Source organism: Acidaminococcus fermentans, assembly GCF_009696675.1.
Lineage (GTDB): Bacteria > Bacillota > Negativicutes > Acidaminococcales > Acidaminococcaceae > Acidaminococcus.
On the sequence record NZ_VULN01000006.1, the window covers coordinates 123,216 to 138,861 of the forward strand.

Annotated in this window: 14 protein-coding genes and 1 rRNA gene; 14 read left to right on the forward strand and 1 reads right to left on the reverse strand. The window is 55.3% G+C overall.

Translation table 11 applies throughout. The annotated features are described in order from the left end of the window. Positions 1–33: 33 nt before the first annotated feature. Positions 34–2,529 carry a DNA gyrase subunit A gene (gyrA, locus tag FX155_RS05590; RefSeq protein WP_308664236.1) on the forward strand — a complete coding sequence of 832 codons (2,496 nt, stop codon included), beginning with the start codon at positions 34–36 and terminating at the stop codon, positions 2,527–2,529. Positions 2,530–3,042: 513 nt separating this feature from the next. Then, positions 3,043–3,483 carry a YbjN domain-containing protein gene (locus tag FX155_RS05595; protein ID WP_022486825.1) on the forward strand — a complete coding sequence of 147 codons (441 nt, stop codon included), beginning with the start codon at positions 3,043–3,045 and terminating at the stop codon, positions 3,481–3,483. A gap of 30 nt (positions 3,484–3,513) precedes the next feature. Here FX155_RS05595 and FX155_RS05600 read toward each other — a convergent pair whose 3' ends face one another. Then, positions 3,514–4,392 carry a LysR family transcriptional regulator gene (locus FX155_RS05600; protein WP_022486826.1) on the reverse strand — a complete coding sequence of 293 codons (879 nt, stop codon included), beginning with the start codon at positions 4,390–4,392 and terminating at the stop codon, positions 3,514–3,516. 182 nt (positions 4,393–4,574) lie between these two features. Between FX155_RS05600 and maeA the strand changes: the two genes are divergently transcribed. The 12 genes from maeA to FX155_RS05660 all read left to right on the forward strand — a co-directional run. Beyond that, positions 4,575–6,218 (forward strand): NAD-dependent malic enzyme, encoded by a 1,644-nt coding sequence (gene maeA / locus FX155_RS05605; RefSeq protein ID WP_154488003.1) that lies wholly within the window; start codon positions 4,575–4,577, stop codon positions 6,216–6,218. Between the two features lie 645 nt (positions 6,219–6,863). Further along, positions 6,864–8,048: an ABC transporter substrate-binding protein gene (locus FX155_RS05610; protein ID WP_229778447.1), complete on the forward strand. Its 1,185-nt coding sequence runs from the start codon at positions 6,864–6,866 to the stop codon at positions 8,046–8,048. Between the two features lie 253 nt (positions 8,049–8,301). Continuing rightward, positions 8,302–9,477, forward strand: coding sequence for an ABC transporter substrate-binding protein (locus tag FX155_RS05615; RefSeq protein ID WP_022486828.1), 1,176 nt, complete (start codon positions 8,302–8,304; stop codon positions 9,475–9,477). 71 nt (positions 9,478–9,548) lie between these two features. Continuing rightward, positions 9,549–10,445 carry a branched-chain amino acid ABC transporter permease gene (locus FX155_RS05620; protein WP_022486829.1) on the forward strand — a complete coding sequence of 299 codons (897 nt, stop codon included), beginning with the start codon at positions 9,549–9,551 and terminating at the stop codon, positions 10,443–10,445. A gap of 9 nt (positions 10,446–10,454) precedes the next feature. After that, positions 10,455–11,435: a branched-chain amino acid ABC transporter permease gene (locus FX155_RS05625; protein WP_022486830.1), complete on the forward strand. Its 981-nt coding sequence runs from the start codon at positions 10,455–10,457 to the stop codon at positions 11,433–11,435. Beyond that, positions 11,410–12,180: an ABC transporter ATP-binding protein gene (locus tag FX155_RS05630; protein ID WP_022486831.1), complete on the forward strand. Its 771-nt coding sequence runs from the start codon at positions 11,410–11,412 to the stop codon at positions 12,178–12,180. The genes FX155_RS05625 and FX155_RS05630 overlap by 26 nt, the downstream gene beginning before the upstream one ends. After that, complete coding sequence (locus tag FX155_RS05635) at positions 12,180–12,884, forward strand: ABC transporter ATP-binding protein (protein ID WP_022486832.1); 705 nt, start codon at positions 12,180–12,182, stop codon at positions 12,882–12,884. The genes FX155_RS05630 and FX155_RS05635 overlap by 1 nt, the downstream gene beginning before the upstream one ends. A 15-nt stretch (positions 12,885–12,899) precedes the next feature. Continuing rightward, positions 12,900–13,568 (forward strand): CBS and ACT domain-containing protein, encoded by a 669-nt coding sequence (locus tag FX155_RS05640; RefSeq protein ID WP_154488005.1) that lies wholly within the window; start codon positions 12,900–12,902, stop codon positions 13,566–13,568. Beyond that, the gene (locus FX155_RS05645) at positions 13,558–13,758 is read left to right on the forward strand and encodes a DUF951 domain-containing protein (RefSeq protein ID WP_022486834.1); all 201 of its coding nucleotides are present in this window, start codon (positions 13,558–13,560) and stop codon (positions 13,756–13,758) included. The genes FX155_RS05640 and FX155_RS05645 overlap by 11 nt, the downstream gene beginning before the upstream one ends. Positions 13,759–13,835: 77 nt before the next feature. Further along, positions 13,836–14,579, forward strand: coding sequence for a hypothetical protein (locus tag FX155_RS05650; protein ID WP_022486835.1), 744 nt, complete (start codon positions 13,836–13,838; stop codon positions 14,577–14,579). Next, positions 14,576–15,226 carry a DUF805 domain-containing protein gene (locus FX155_RS05655; RefSeq protein WP_022486836.1) on the forward strand — a complete coding sequence of 217 codons (651 nt, stop codon included), beginning with the start codon at positions 14,576–14,578 and terminating at the stop codon, positions 15,224–15,226. The genes FX155_RS05650 and FX155_RS05655 overlap by 4 nt, the downstream gene beginning before the upstream one ends. A 320-nt stretch (positions 15,227–15,546) precedes the next feature. Next, a 16S ribosomal RNA gene (locus tag FX155_RS05660) occupies positions 15,547–15,646 on the forward strand; the annotation flags it as partial.

Below are 15,646 nucleotides of genomic sequence, written 5' to 3' on the forward strand. Positions count from 1 at the left end.
CGTCAAAAAGACGCAGGAAGGAAGCGTGAGAACGTGGATGATCAGCAGAATGACAAGCAGACCATCTCTGCCGGCAAGGTAATCCCCGTCTATGTGGAAGATGAGATGCAGAAATGCTACATCGACTACGCCATGAGCGTCATCGTCCAGCGGGCCCTGCCGGATGTGCGGGACGGTCTGAAGCCGGTCCACCGCCGCATCCTCTATGCCATGAACGAGGCAGGGATGCTGCCCAACAAGGCTTATAAAAAAAGCGCCCGTATCGTGGGCGATGTTTTGGGGAAATACCATCCCCACGGGGATTCCTCGGTGTATGACGCCATTGTGCGTCTGGCCCAGGATTTCTCCACCCGGTATCTGATGGTGGACGGCCACGGGAACTTCGGTTCCGTGGACGGGGACCCACCGGCCGCCATGCGGTATACGGAAGTCCGGATGGGGAAGATCGCCGTGGAGATGCTCCGGGACATCGAAAAGGATACGGTGGATTTCATCCCCAACTACGATGAATCCCTGAAGGAACCCACGGTGCTGCCTGCCAAGGTGCCGGCTCTCCTGATCAACGGTTCCGCCGGGATCGCCGTGGGCATGGCCACCAACATTCCGCCCCACAACCTGGGAGAAGTGGTGGATGCCTGCGTGATGCTCATCGACAATCCGGATGCCACCATCGACCAGCTGATGACCGCCATCAAAGGGCCGGACTTCCCTACCGGGGCCAAGATCCTGGGCCTGTCCGGGATCCGCCAGGCCTATACCACCGGCCGGGGGGTTGTGAAGGTACGGGCCAAGACCCATGTGGAACCCATGCCCAAGAACAAGAACCGGATCGTGGTGACGGAAATCCCCTACCAGGTGAACAAGGCCAAGCTCATCGAGAACATCGCCCACCTGGTCCAGGACAAGACCCTGGAAGGGATCACCGACCTGCGGGATGAATCGGACCGGAAGGGCATGCGCATCGTCATCGAACTGCGCAGCGATGTAGTCCCGGAGATCATGCTGAACAAGCTGTACAAGCACACCCAGCTCCAGGATTCCTTCGGGATCATCATGCTGGCCCTGGTCAGCGGCCATCCCCGGATCCTGAACCTGAAGCAGATTCTGGAATACTATCTGGATCACCAGAAGGACGTCATTACCCGGAAATGCCGGTATGAACTGAAGAAAGCAAAAGAACGGGCCCACATTTTGGAGGGCTTGAAGATCGCCCTGGACCATCTGGACGAAGTGATCGCCACCATCCGGGCCAGCGCCAATGGGGACGTGGCCAAGGCCGCTTTGATGGAAAAATTCGGCCTCAGCGACCGCCAGGCCCAGGCCATCCTGGATATGCGTCTCCAGCGCCTCACCGGTCTGGAACGGCAGAAGATCGAGGATGAATATAAAGAAGTCATGGCCACCATTGCCTACCTGGAAGACGTGCTCAGCGATGAACACAAGATCATGGGCATTGCCCGGGAAGACCTGCTGGATGTGAAGAAACGGTTCGGGGATGCCCGCCGGACTTCCATTGTGCCGGACACCGGGGATCTGGAAACCGAAGACCTGATCGCCGAAGAAGACGTGGTGATTACCATCAGCCACCAGAGCTACATCAAGCGCCAGGCTCTCACCAACTTCCGGAACCAGAACCGGGGCGGCCGGGGCATCAAAGCCGGCAGCGGCAAGATTGTGAAGGAAGACAACAAGGTGAAGGGAGACTTCTCGGAACATCTGCTCATGGCCAGCACCCATGACAACATCCTGTTCTTCACCAACCGGGGCCGGGTGTACCGGCAGAAGGGATTCGAGATCCCGGAAGCCAGCCGCACCGCCAAGGGGACCTTTATCCGGAACCTGCTGCCTCTGGAAGAGAACGAAAAGGTCAATGCGGTGATTGCCGTAAAGAGCGGCATCAGCGAGGACGAGAAGAAGTTCCTGTTCATGGCCACCAACCTGGGCTTTGTGAAGCGGACCAGCGTCAGCGAATTCAAGTCCGCCCGGAAAGGCGGCCTGATTGCCATCAACCTGGGCGAAGGGGAAGAGCTGATCGACGTGAAGCTCACCAGCGGCCACAATGACATCCTGCTGGCCACCCGGGACGGGTACGCCATCCACTTCCAGGAAGACGACGTACGGTCCATGGGCCGCACCAGCCACGGGGTACGGGGCATCAACCTGCGGCCTCACGACAGCGTGGTCTCCATGGACAGCTGTGTGGACGACACGGGAGAAGTGCTCACGGTAACGGACAAGGGCCAGGGGAAACGGACCAACATTTCTGAATACCGGGTCCAGACCCGGGGCGGCAAGGGGATCATCAACCTGAAGGTGACCAACAAGACCGGCCTGATCGTGGGCTCCAAATTCATCAACGAATCCCAGGAAATCATGCTGATTTCCGCAGCGGGCATCATCATCCGGATGAACGCCGCTGATATTTCCACCTACGGAAGGAATGCCCAGGGCGTAAAGCTCATGGATCTGGAAGCAGGGGATAAAGTAGCCGCACTGGCCGTAGTGAATACGGTGGGTGAGGAAGAGTAAGAAAAAGGGGGGTGTTGCACGTTACGTGCAACACCCCCCTAGCTGTAGAGCCGCGTAGCGGCTCAAGTCTGGAGTCTGAAGTCTGGAGCCGAATGTTAAATTTGCATGCAAATTTTTGAATATGTAGAACCTTTGGACGAAATGATTGCTCAGATTGATTTCGATTCTGGTTTTACATAATCAAAAGGATCCGTCCAGCCAGGCGGATCCTGTCCTGAGGCTTCCGACTTCAGACTCCGGACTTCTGACTGAGGGGCTGTTGCTCATGCAACAGCCCCCTTTTCCTGTGGATATCCTGTGCACAAGTGGATAAGTGGCTCTGGATATTGTGGGGTGAACGGACTTTTGCACTATATCTGGGACTTACCCACAGAGTTATCCACAGGAAATGTGGATAACCTGACCATTTTTGTGGATAAGCCTGTTGATAAGTGGAAAACTTGACGGGATTTCCTCCATGGCTTATCCTGTTAAGAAAGAAAGCGGGACCGCTCCCGCTGAAGGAGGATACCAATGGCAGCACTGAACCAGAAAGCGGAAAGCTTCAAGCGTTTTGTAGAAAAGAAAGATCCCAAGGCCTTTGTGGTGGATCCCATCAAAGACGATCCGTTCCATACGGTGGTGTTCCGGTCCCATCTGGACGTGGAAGGGACTCCCCTCCAGCTGATCGTGGTACTGGATGACAGCGCCTTCGGGGTGATTCGGGTGCTGCTGGCTCCCAAGGCCCTGAAAGAAAGCAACAAAAAAGCCCTGCTGGAAATGCTGAACCAGTACAACAGCACCTACAAGGCTTTCAAATTCTATCTGGACAAGGAAGAATCCCTGATCATGGACACCTGCGTGATCTTCCGGGAACCCCAGGTGGACGGGAACATGATGTACGGCCTGTTCCAGATGATCAGCAAGGAACTGGACGAGAAGTACAAAGAAATCATGAAGACGATCTGGGAATAACAGCTGACAAAAGGGTCTGCTGACTGTTTTTTATACAGTCGGCAGACCCTTTTTCACAAACCGCACAAATTCCTCCATGGCCGGGTTGAAATGGAGGTCTTTGTTCCAGTCCAGGGTAATGAAGGCAGGCTGGAACTGACGGACGGACAGGGCATGGAGGTCCGGTTCCTGCTGGGCGATTTCTTCCGTCAGGAATCCGGCGGCCCCTTCGGACCGGATGTATTCCAGGATGGTGAACACCTGGGTGGTCTGGTGGAGGATCCAGGGATGGACCCCGCTCTGGGCAAACATGCGGCGGATGTAGGCGGTCTGGTCGAAATGGTCGGAAAACAGCACCAGAGGGATATTCCGGAGCTCCAGGAGATCCACCGCCTCTTTTTGGGCCAGGGGATGGTCCTGGCGGACGAACAGCTTCAGATAGCTTTTCCGCAGCAGCAGACAGTGGCTGGGTTCCTCCGGCAGCCGGTTGGTGACGCACAGGGCAAAGTCGATTTCCTGCCGGTCCAGCAGTTCGTAGAGCACCTTGGTGGTCTCTTCCACCGTTTCGATGGTGATCTGGGGGTGGGATTTCAGAAAGGCCCCGTGGATCTGGGGGAAGATGGTGTTTCCCCGCATGGTGGCGATGCCGATCCGGATCAGGGCCTTTCCGGTGCCCAGGGTACGGACCACCTGGCACAGGTTCCGGTAGTGGTTCTGGAACTGCCGGGCGTGTTCCAGGAGGATCCGGCCCCGGCGGGTGATCTGGATGTTGTTCCGGTTCCGCTGGAACAGGGCCACCCCGCATTCCTCCTCCAGTTCCCGGATGGCCTTGGAAATTCCCGGCTGTGAAATATGGCATTTTTCCGCCGCCCGGGAAAAACTCCCGCATTCGCAGACGGCGATGAAATATTCAATCTGAGTAAGTTTCATGATGGGCTCCTTGTTAAAAAACGGTCAGCGGTCAGCTGTCATTTTATTATAACCTGAAGTTTGGGTCAGAGAAAATAAAATATTGTACTTTTTCTGTTTCAATGGATACAATGGGCATACGAAAACAATCTGGAAACAACCTGTCCATGGCTGCTGTGCAGTGGGAAAGAGAGGAAATTATCATGACAATCAGCAAACGCGGTTATGATCTGCTGAATGATCCATTTTTGAACAAGGGAACGGCCTTCACCCGGGAGGAACGGAAAAAGTACGGCCTGATCGGTATTCTGCCCCCTCAGGTGGAAACCATCGAACTCCAGGACAAACAGGCCTATGACAACTTCTGCGAACGGCCCAACAAGGCGGTCCAGCGCCATTACCTGATGAAGCTGTTCAGCCGGAACCGGACCCTGTTCTTCCATCTGTTCTCCCACCACCTGGAAAAACTCATGCCGGTGCTCTATGCTCCCGGGGTGGCGGAAAGTGTGAAGCAGTACAGCGAACTGTTCACCACTCCCCAGAACGCCGTGTACCTGTCCATCGACAATATGGACGACATTGAGGAATCCCTGAAGAACGGGGCTTCCGGCCGGGAAATCCAGCTGATTGTGGTCACCGACGGGGAAAGCATCCTGGGCATCGGGGACTGGGGCACCAACGGAGTGAGCATTTCCACCGGGAAGATCCTGGTGTACACCGCGGCCGCCGGCATCGATCCTGCCAAGGTACTGCCGGTGGTGCTGGATGCCGGGACCAACCGTCAGGCCCTGATCGATGATCCTCTGTACCTGGGACTCCATCACGAACGGATCAGCGACGAACGGTACGACGCCTTTGTGGATGCCTTCCTCCAGACCGCGGAAAAGCTCTTTCCTCATCTGTATGTCCATTTCGAGGACTTCGGACGGGAAAATGCCGCCCGTCTCCTGGAACGGTATGAAGACCAGTACGCGGTGTACAACGACGACATCGAAGGCACCGGAGCCGTGACCCTGGCTGCCATCCTGGGGGGCCTGAAAGCCTCCGGGGAAAAGCTTACGGACCAGACCTTCCTGTGCTTCGGGGCCGGTACCTCCGGCATGGGCATTGTCCGGCAGGTCTTTGAAGAAATGAAGCTCCAGGGGCTCAGCGAGGAAGAAGCCCGGAGCCGGTTCTATCTGGTGGACCAGCAGGGACTGCTGTTTGAAGATACGGAAGGGATGACGCCCCAGCAGAAACCCTATGCCCGGAAACGGAGTGAATTCCCGGCAGGAGCCAAACTGGACAATCTGGAAGACGTGGTGAAGGCCATCCATCCCACCATCCTGGTGGGAGCTTCCACCGCCGCCGGAGCCTTTACCAAGGAAATCGTCCAGGAAATGGCCGCCCATACTCCCCGGCCCATTATCTTCCCTTTGAGCAATCCGGCGGACCTGGCGGAAGCCAATGCTGACGACCTGCTCCACTGGACCGACGGAAAAGCCCTGGTGGCCACGGGTACCGCTTCCCGGAAAGTGGTGTATCACGGGACCATTTTTGAAATCGGCCAGGCCAACAACTCCCTGGTGTTCCCGGGGATGGGGCTGGCTGTGGCGGCCTGCCGGGCCCGGAAGGTTTCTCCCGGGATGCTGGCAGCAGCGGCCCATGCCCTTACCGATCTGGTGGACATGAAAAAGCCCGGGGCTTCCGTTCTGCCTCCTGTCCGGGAAATGGGGAATTTCACCAAGATCCTGGCGGAAAAAGTGGTGTGCCAGGCAGTGAAGGAAGGGCTGAACGGGATCCCTGTGGAAGATCCCAAAAAGGCCATCGAAGCCATCCAGTGGAAGGCGGAGTACAAAGAATTGTGAGAAAGGGGCGGAGCCCTTTTCTGTCAGCGGTCAGCGGCCGGATGATAAAATTTGCAAGCAAATTTTTGTGAATGGAAACGCAGCCTGCGGCTGCTAACCCACCACCCATACTGCGTATGGATACCCCCGCCCTTGTAAAGGGCGGATATACGCTCGGGCTGACGCCCATTGCTTTTCAGTATCAGGGTGCCCGCCCGCGTATTTGATATCCGCTTCGTAATCGGAATTAGTGAGGTTTGGCCGGAAGTAACAGGGTGCCCGCCCGCATATTTGTTATCCGCCCTTTACAAGGGCGGGGAACCAGCCGTTAGGCTGGTGGTGGGTTAGCAGCGTTAGCTGCGTTTCCATAAAGAAGCATCTGCCTTTGGCAGATGGTCTCCATTGGTGTATGACTAATGACGTAAGAGTGGCTGTTGCGCTGCAACAGCCTTTTTTCGTATGTAAAAATAAAATTATAAAATACAATTCTAATATATATGAACAGTACAACGAAAACTGTGAAGAAAGTTATAAAAATTAATATAAAACAACAAACAAAACGATTAAAATAGAGAAATTGTAATAAATTTATTGCGCCAATCCGTGTTACACCGTATAATATCCTCAACTTGCAGAATGGTAGGTCTTGCAGGAAATATTTGGGAAATGAAGGTGTGCAGCATGGTGGGATGGAAGAAGAAATTTGGTGTACTGACCCTGGCTTCCCTGATGGCAGTGAGCCTTATGGGCTGCGGCAAGGGTGGCAGTGCCAAAAGTGATGAGATCCGGATCGGGGCCCTGTTCGAACTGACCGGGGCTGTGGCCAACTATGGAAAATCCAGTCTCAATGGAGCCCAGATGGCCGTGGATGAAATCAACGGCAAGGGGGGCATCAACGGGAAAAAAATCAGACTGGTTTCCGCCGACAACAAATCGGAACCTTCGGAAGCCGGGAACCAGGCCACCAAGCTGATCACCAAGGACAAGGTGGCAGTGATCGTGGGGCCCTGCACCAGCGGCAGCACGGCAGCGGCTTCGCCTGTGGTCAGCGGCAGCAAGGTGCCCCTGATTTCCCCTTCTGCCACCGCCCCTGGGATCACCGTGGACGACAAGGGAAAGGTCCGGCCCTATATTTTCCGGGTCTGCTTTACCGATCCCTTCCAGGGAAAAATCCTGGCCACTTTTGCGGTGGATGAACTGAAACTGAAGAAAATCGCCATCTACAACGATTCCTCCAGCGACTATTCCAAAGGCCTGGCAGAGGTGTTTGCCAAGACCCTGGAAAGCAAGGGCGGGGAAGTGGTGGCCCAGGAAGCCTTCCTGGCCAAGGACCAGGACTTCAAGGCCACCCTGACCAAACTGAAGGCGGCCAATCCGGAAGCCCTGTATGTGCCGGCCTATTACGAAGAAGTGTCCAAAATCGTCAAACAGGCCCGGGAGGTGGGCATTACCTGTCCCATCCTGGGCAGTGACGGCTGGGATTCTCCCAAACTGGTGGAAATCGCCGGGGCCGATGCCTTGAACGGTACCTACTACAGCAGCTTCTATTCCTCCCAGGATACGGATCCCCATGTCCAGCAGTTCATCAAGGACTATCGGAAAAAATACAATGCAGAACCGGACGGCTTTGCCATCAACGGCTATAACTGCATCCTGGTGGCGGCGGAAGCCATCAAACAGGCAGGCAGCACCGACGGCACCAAGATCGCCAAAGCCCTGGAAGGTCTGAAAGATTTCCAGATGGCTACCGGGAAGATGACCGTGGATTCGGAACACAATCCCATTGTCAGCTGCGTGATCATCCGGATGAAGGACGGGCAGCCCCTGTTCTATAAGAAAATCAGTGCCTGAGGGGACAAATTGTCACGGCTTCCTTTGTTTTCAGAAAATGTCCTTTAAATAAATACAAAAATCCATCCAAAACGAACTAGTTCAAAAATGTACATAAAACAACTGTATATTTTTAAAAATCGTAATATGTTTTGTAAAAAAGAATGTTGCAAAAATGTGAATTAGTGCGTATAATAACTATAGCTTGCAAGGCCGACCGGTCATTTTATACGGGTCCCCGGCAAGAAATACCAGGAAAGCAAAGGTGTTGTTGATGAAAGCATGGAAAAAAGCGGTCGGCGCGCTGGCGATGACAACTCTCGTGGCGTCTATGTTTACCGGCTGCGGCAAGAAAGATGCAGCGAAAGACAATGGCAATGAAATCAAGATCGGTGCTTTGTTCGAACTGACGGGGAACGTAGCCAACTACGGCAAATCCACCTACAAAGGGGTACAGCTGGCGGTGGAACAGATCAATGCCAAAGGCGGCATCAACGGCAAGAAAATCAAGCTGGTGGAAGCGGACAACAAGTCCGAGCCTTCCGAATCCGGGAACGCAGCCACCAAGCTGATCACCAAGGATAAGGTTTCGGTTATCATCGGGCCGGCCACCAGCGGCTGCGTATCTGCCGCCACGCCGGTAGTGACCAACAGCAAGGTGCCTCTGATGGCTCCTGTGGCCACGGCTCCCGGGATCACCGTGGATGAAAAAGGCAAGGTACGGCCCTTCATCTTCCGTGCCTGCTTCACGGATCCCTTCCAGGGCAAACTGATGGCCAAGTTCGCCGTAGATACCCTGAAACTGAAGAACGTTGCGATTTTCTATGATTCTTCCAGTGACTACTCCAAAGGTCTGACGGATGTGTTCGGCAAGACCCTGGAAGAAAAAGGCGGCAAGGTGGTAGGCAAGGAAGCCTTCCTGGCCAAGGACCAGGACTTCAAGTCCGCACTGACCAAACTGAAAGCCACCAATCCGGAAGCTCTGTATGTGCCCGGGTACTACGAAGAAGTCTCCAAGATCATCAAACAGGCCCGTGAAGTTGGGCTGACCTGCCCGATCCTGGGCAGCGACGGCTGGGATTCTCCCAAACTGGCCCAGATCGCCGGTGCAGAAGCCCTGAACGGCACCTACTTCACCAGCGCTTATTCTGCCCAGGACAAGGATCCTCATGTCCAGCAGTTCATCAAGGACTACAAAGCCAAATTCAACGAAGAACCGGATACCTTCGCCATCCATGCTTACGATGGGACCCTGGCTGTGGCGGAAGCCATCAAACAGGCCGGCTCCACCGATGGCACCAAGATTGCTGATGCCCTGAGCAAGATCAAGGATCTGCAGGTTGCCACCGGCAAATACACCCTGGACCAGGATCACAACCCTGTTTCCGGCGGGATCATCATCGAAATGAAAGACGGCGTACAGACCTTCAAACAAAAGATTACGCTGTAAGAAACCATTACCATACGGCGTCGGATCGGTCTCCGGTCTGACGCCAAACTTTTTCACAAGGAGGGGTGCTTATGGATACCGGATCCTTTGCCCATCAGTTCGCCCAACAGATCGTCAATGGGGTATCCCTGGGCAGCATCTATGCCCTGATCGCTCTGGGCTACACCATGATCTACGGGATCATCAAACTCATCAACTTCGCCCACGGGGATATTTACATGCTGGGCGCCTATATCGGCTTTGTGGCCATTACCAAAGCCGGACTGCCGTTCTTTCCGGCCCTGATCGTGGCCATGATCGGGGCGGCCCTGGCCGGGATCCTCATTGAACGGATCGCCTACAAGCCCATGCGGAACGCGCCCCGGATTGCGGCTCTGATCACCGCCATCGGCGTTTCCTTCTTTCTGGAAAACGGCATGATCCTGCTGGTTTCTCCCCAGCCCCGGACCTTCCCGCCGATGTTCGCTCCCACGGTGTACCATATCGGGGGCGTGGTGGTGAACAACCAGCAGATCCTGATCCTGGTCAGCGCCCTGCTGCTGATGCTGGCCCTGACCTACATCGTCAACAAGACCAAGGCCGGGAAAGCCATGCGGGCGGTAAGCTATGATGCGGATGCTGCCAAGCTCATGGGCATCGACACCGACCGGGTGATTTCCACCACCTTTGCCCTGGGGTCCGCTCTGGCAGCGGCTGCCGGTGTGCTGGTGGGAATCTACTACAACTCCATTGATCCCCTCATGGGCATGATGCCCGGGATCAAAGCCTTTATCGCCGCCGTTGTGGGCGGCATCGGGATCCTGCCCGGTGCCATGCTGGGGGGCATCATCATGGGCCTGGTGGAAGCCATGGTCTCCGGCTTCTTTTCTTCCACCTATCGGGATGCGGCGGCCTTTGCCATCCTGATTCTGATCCTGCTCTACAAGCCGACCGGTCTGTTGGGCAAGAACGTGAAAGAGAAAGTGTAGGTGAATGCCATGAAGAGTTTACGTCAATCCCTCCACAAACAGGACCTGCTGGGTCTGGGAATCATGGTGATCCTCTTTGTTGTGTTCTACTTCCTCTTTGACGAAGAGATCCTGGATGATTACTGGGAAACCAACGTGATCCTGATCCTGATCAACATCATCATGGCTGTGAGCCTGAACCTGATCAACGGCCTTACCGGCCAGTTCTCCATCGGCCATGCAGGCTTTATGGCGGTAGGGGCCTATACCTCCGCCATCATCACCGTGAAGCTGGGGATGGATTTCCCCATTGCTCTCATTGTGGCCACCGTGTCCGCCGCCTTCCTGGGCTTCCTGATCGGCATGCCCACCCTGCGGCTCAACGGGGACTATCTGGCCATTGCCACCCTGGGCCTGGGGGAAATCATCCGGATCGCCATCCTGAACATCGACTATGTGGGCGGGGCCTCCGGCTTTATGGGGATCCCCCGGCTGACCACTTTCCCCATTGCCTTCTGGATCACGGTGTTCGTGGTCTATTTCATCAAGAACTTCAAGAATTCCGCTGACGGCCGGGCCTGCCTGGCCATCCGGGAAAATGAGATCGCCGCGGAAACCATGGGCATCAACACCACCAAGTACAAGGTGATGGCCTTCACCATCGGCGCCGGGTTTGCCGGTACCGCGGGTGCCCTGTTCTCCCATTACTACTACATCGCCCATCCTGCATCCTTCACCTTCATGCGTTCCTTTGACGTACTGACTATGGTGGTGCTGGGAGGTCTGGGCTCCATCAGTGGGTCCATTTCCGGGGCTGTGCTGCTGACGGCCATTTCTGCCGCCCTGGCAGATTATCCGGAATGGCGGATGGTGATCTACTCCATCGTCCTGATCGTCCTGATGCTGAACCGGCCTCAGGGAATCTTCGGCAACAAGGAACTGAGCCTGAAAATGTTCCAATCTATGAAACTGGGAGGTGGGTCTCGTGGCGGAACTGCTCAAAGTGAATAACGCGTCCATGATCTTTGGGGGCCTCCGGGCTGTATCCAACCTGACCATGCAGATCGACGAAGGAGAACTGATCGGTCTCATCGGCCCCAACGGCGCCGGGAAAACCACGGCCTTCAACATGCTCACCGGGGTGTATGAACCCTCTGAAGGGGAAATCACCTTCAACGGTCAGCGGATCAACGGAAAGAAACCCTACCAGGTGACCCAGATGGGGATCGCCCGGACCTTCCAGAACATCCGGCTGTTCTCAGAACTATCGGTGCTGGACAATGTAAAAATCGCCTTCAACAGCCAGGTCCGGTACGGTCTGGTGGAAGCCATCGGCCGGTTCGGCCGGTATTTCAAAGAAGAGGAATCCATCGAGGAAAAGGCCCTGGCCCTGCTGAAAATCTTCCACCTGGAAAAGCTCCGGGACGAAACCGCCAAGAACCTGCCCTATGGGGAACAGCGGCGGCTGGAAATTGCCCGGGCCCTGGCTACCTCTCCCAAACTGCTGCTGCTGGACGAACCGGCAGCGGGTATGAATCCCCAGGAAACCAAGGAACTGATGGAAATGATCCGGTGGATCAAAAAGGAATTCAACCTGAGCATCCTCCTGATCGAACACGACATGGGCCTGGTCATGAACGTGTGCCAGCGGATCTATGTGCTGGAATACGGCATCTGCATTGCCAACGGCACCCCTGAGGAAATCAAGCACAACAAACGGGTCATCAAGGCCTATCTGGGCGAGGAGGTATCCTGATGCTCACCATCAAAAATCTGAATGTCTACTACGGGGCCATCCACGCCGTGAAGGATCTGAACATGGAAGTGGGGGATGGGGAAATCGTCACCCTGATCGGTTCCAACGGGGCCGGGAAATCCACCACCCTTCATACCATTTCCGGACTGATCAAACCCAAAACCGGCAGCATCCTCTATAAAGGGGAAGAAATCGTGGGAATCCCTGCCCACAAACTGGTGGGACGGGGGCTGGTCCAGGTGCCGGAAGGCCGTCACGTGTTTGCGGAAATGACGGTTATGGAAAACCTGGACATGGGGGCCTATCTTCGGACCGACAAAGACGGCATTGCCCGGGACAAAGAGAGAGTCTTTGAAAAATTCCCCCGTCTGAAGGAACGGGTCAGCCAGACCGCCGGCACCCTGTCCGGCGGGGAACAGCAGATGCTGGCCATGGGCCGGGCTCTTATGAGCCGTCCCCAGCTGCTGATCCTGGACGAACCTTCCATGGGGCTGGCGCCCCTTCTGGTGCGGGAAATCTTCTCCATCATCAAGGAAATCAACAGTGAAGGCACCACGGTCCTCCTGGTGGAACAGAACGCCAACATGGCCCTGTCCATTGCAGACCGGGCCTATGTACTGGAAACCGGGCGGGTGGTCCTGTCCGGGACGGCCGCCGAACTGGCAGCCAGTGAAGCCGTGCAGAAAGCCTATCTGGGCGGCTGACAAGGAGGCAGAACCATGCAAGTGAAAGATCTGATGACCAAAGTTGTAAAAGTAGTCACCGGGGAACAGTCCCTGCTGGAAATTCGGGAACTGATGCTGAACAACAACCTGCGCCGGATCCCGGTGGTGGACGGAGACGGCCACCTGAAGGGCATTGTCACCGACGGGGATGTGGCCCGGGCCACGCCTTCCGACGCCAGTACCCTGGACCGGTATGAAGCCAACTACATCCTGGGCAAACTGAAAGCCAAGGACCTGATGACCAAGGCGGTGATCACCGTCAAGGCGGAAGACGGGGTGGAAACCGCCGCCTATCTCATGTACAAATTCAAAATCGGAGCCCTGCCGGTGGTGGATACCGCCAACAAAGTGGTGGGGATCATTTCCGATACGGATGTGTTCAAGGCCTTTGTGGACCTGTTGGGCTATGCCAAGACGTCCACCAAGATCACTGTGGATACCCAGGACCGGGTAGGGGTGCTGGCCGAGCTGGCAGACATCTTCAAGAAACGGGGCGTAAACATCATTTCCGTCCTGACCCGGAAGATCGGACCCAAACGGGCTGCCATTACCGTACGGGCTGATCTGACAAACGCCATGGACATCATCCAGACCATCCGGGATGCCGGGTTCGTGATCACCGACATTTCCACCCTGAAAGTAGATGATGCCCATGAAAACTGACACGGATTACAAAGTGGGGGACATTGTCCGGATGAAAAAAGCCCATCCCTGCGGATCCTATGAATGGGACGTGCTCCGGGTGGGCATGGACTTCGGCATTAAATGCCGGGGCTGCGGCCATTATGTGCTGCTGCCCAGGGCCAAGTTCGAAAAGGCCGTGCGGGAAGTCCTGGTGCATAAGGAAGATTGAAAAAAGGGGCTGTTTCACAGCCCCTTTTTTCATGTTATAATGGGGGGCAAAGCAGAAAATTTCCGGAGGTGTCAGTTATGAAAAAGTGGTTGGGAGCCTGTGTGACGGGCCTGCTCCTGACGGTCCTTCCCCTGCCGGCCCTGGCCGTCCACTGGATGACCCTGGGGGGCAGCGAAGAGGGCCGGATCTTTATGGACCGGGACAGCCTGAAACGGCCGGAGGACACCTCCCTGCTGGTCTGGGAGAAAGTTCTCTGGGATCAGCCCGATGCCAAAGGAATGACTGGCGAACTCCGGCACCGGGAATACGACATGAAGGGGAAAAAGTGGCGGCAGTTGAGCAGCTATCAGCTGGATGCCAAAGGGAGAAAGACTGCCGGGAACCGGAAAATCCAGGAATGGCAGGAATTCCAGCCCATGACCAGTCTCTTTACCCGGGCCCGGTACGAATGGGATTATTCCCGGTGGCGGGGACCCTGGGTGTTCATTAAGACCCTCCCTGGTCTGGGCCGGAAATGGTTCAATCCGGATTCCCTGGAAAAAAAAGGCCCCAACACCTATCAGGTGTGGGAAAAGACCGTCATGAAAAAGCCGGTGAACGGCACCAAGATCCTGGTGTCCCAGACTCGGTATGATGTAAAGAACGAAAAGGCGAAGACCCTGTATCTGTGTACCTTTGACGAAGAGAACAACATGACCGATCACTATGCGGTGAACGATGTGTGGAACAAAAAAGGCGACACCTACGGAGAATATATCGGGGACCAGCTGGCCACCTATTATGCAAAGCATCCCCAGAAAAAGCAGAGGAGCAAATCATGAAAACCTGTCCCAAATGTCATAAAATCTATGAGGATTCCCAGAATTTCTGTTCGGAAGACGGCACCCCCCTGGTGCTGACTCCGGTGAGCCAGGCCATGCGGGGGGACGGCGCCCAGCCGGAACAGCCGGCAGTACCGGCGGAACCGGCTCCTGATCAGAAGGGACAGGGGACGGCCGGGGAAACCCAGGGCCAACAGACCTGGCAGCAGCAGAGCCAGGGGAACTGGCAGCAGGGGTACCAGCAACAGCAGTACCAGCAGTACGGTCCCAACGGGAACCCCAGCTTCAGCGCCCGGTTCCAGGCCAACATCCCCGATGCCAACACCTGGAAACCCATGTACTTCTCCTTCAACGGGCGGATGAGCCGGGGAACCTATATCTGCCGGTGGCTGGTGCTGCTGCTGGCAGCGGTGATCATCGGCCTTATCTGCGGCATCCTTCCTTTCCTGGCTCCCTTGGGCTATCTGGCACTTCTGGGGCTTTTTGTATCCCAAATTTCCCTGGCGGTCCGGCGGCTCCACGACCGGGGCCATTCCGGCTTCTGGATGTTTGTTTGTGTGGTGCCCGCCCTGAACCTGCTCATGTTCCTGTACCTGCTTTTTGCAGAAAGCCAGCCGGGTCAGAATGAATATGGACTGGCAGAATAAAAAAGTTGTTGACAGCTGTCTCTGTTTTTGATATTATATACAAGCTTTCTCTTTGAGAAGGCAACAACCGACTGGGTTTCCAACAACGAAATGTTTCAACTGAAACATTGAAAGAAAAAAGTTGTTGACAAAGAAACGAAAGTCTGGTATTATATAGAAGCTGTCGCTGAGACAGCGAGACGAACTTTGAGAACTGAATATTGTTGACAGATGTGCGGGTCAAGTCACTTTTAGTGATGAGATCGAGTCACCTGGATGACAACCAGGTTAAAAAAATCAAAGCTAGTTTTTCAAGAGCCATGAGGCTCTTCAAAATACCTATTTTGGAGAGTTTGATCCTGGCTCAGGACGAACGCTGGCGGCGTGCTTAACACATGCAAGTCGAACGGAGAACTTTCTTCGGAATGTTCTTAGTGGCGA